This window comes from Corynebacterium pilbarense (assembly GCF_026930265.1).
GTDB lineage: Bacteria > Actinomycetota > Actinomycetes > Mycobacteriales > Mycobacteriaceae > Corynebacterium > Corynebacterium pilbarense.
In genome coordinates this window covers 1-1,118 of record NZ_JANRML010000056.1, presented here as the reverse complement: position 1 = coordinate 1,118, position 1,118 = coordinate 1, and the positions used below count along the sequence as shown (strand labels likewise).

The window sequence follows — 1,118 nt, the reverse complement described above, 5'->3', positions numbered from 1 at the left end:
TTCTTTGAAATATGAGATGTTGTAATTTGCTTCAACTTCTTCTTCTTCTTCTTCTTCCCTTACATGAAGGTCTTTTATCTTGTCCCAAAGATATTTTGATGATGCACATGATCCCACCTTGGATTTCACTGAATCTATCAATCCATCCAGGATGGTATCTATTGCCAGTTTGTTGTTCCTTTTTGCTTCCTTCTGAGCTGCAGTCTTTGGTTTCTTCAAAGCATTGTATCTTGAAGCAACTGAGAACCAAACATCTACCCTAAGATCTTTCAAGTAAGTTTCCATTCTATTTTTCTAGTATTCAAAATTACTTCCATCAAATGGTGGAATCCCATTTGGAATGTTGTCTTCCATTTATGCTTAGGATCTTCCTTCCAGTGGTTAAACTGTACTGAAGGTAACTCACTCTGATACCAATTGTTGATACTGAGAGGGGGGTGAATCAGTATCAAGTACAATTTAAAACCTTTTTCAACTTATACTTAAACCATTCAATTATATCCAATGAGCAATGAACAATAGTATAAGAGTTACACCAATACACCACAATACACCATGCACAATATATGAGAAATAATCAATAGTTATTGTTCAAGGGAAGTAATGACTTCCAAAGGTAGCTACAACTTCCAAATGTAAAGGGAGGGATAAAACTCCAAGAGGAAGATACAATCCTCCAATATCAAGAGAGGGTTGACCTCTCCATCCTTGCCCCTTCCTTCCACCCAAGAATATATGAGAGATAATAAAACTTTACATTAAATCATCACCATCAACCAATCATCACATAGAACCTGATAATGCTTCCTGAGACTTCTTCAATTTCTGCAATTCTTCAATTCTTGGAGTACTCTGATCCTGTAGATAATATTACTCAATGTATTCTCTGAAACTCCTCCAATCTTCACTCCTTGAATCCTGCCCAAAAAGAGGTTATAGAAAGAATGGTAGACTTTATTCAATTCTGGTCTATTCAGGAGAGTGAACTTGCACAGAATACCCCACGCTCAATAATTAACATCTGATTCTAAAAATCGCACAGAAGAAATTACAGTCCATAATATTTCCAATGAAATTCATCCCACTTCATTTGGATTCTCGATGAAGAAGTTATGATT

Annotated in this window: 1 protein-coding gene; it reads right to left on the bottom strand. The window is 35.8% G+C overall.

Features of this window, described 5'->3' with window-relative positions; genetic code table 11:
* Positions 1-285 (bottom strand): hypothetical protein (locus NUW87_RS11365; protein ID WP_269028633.1); only part of this gene is annotated, 285 nt, incomplete at its 3' end.
* Between the last annotated feature and the right edge of the window lie 833 nt (positions 286-1,118).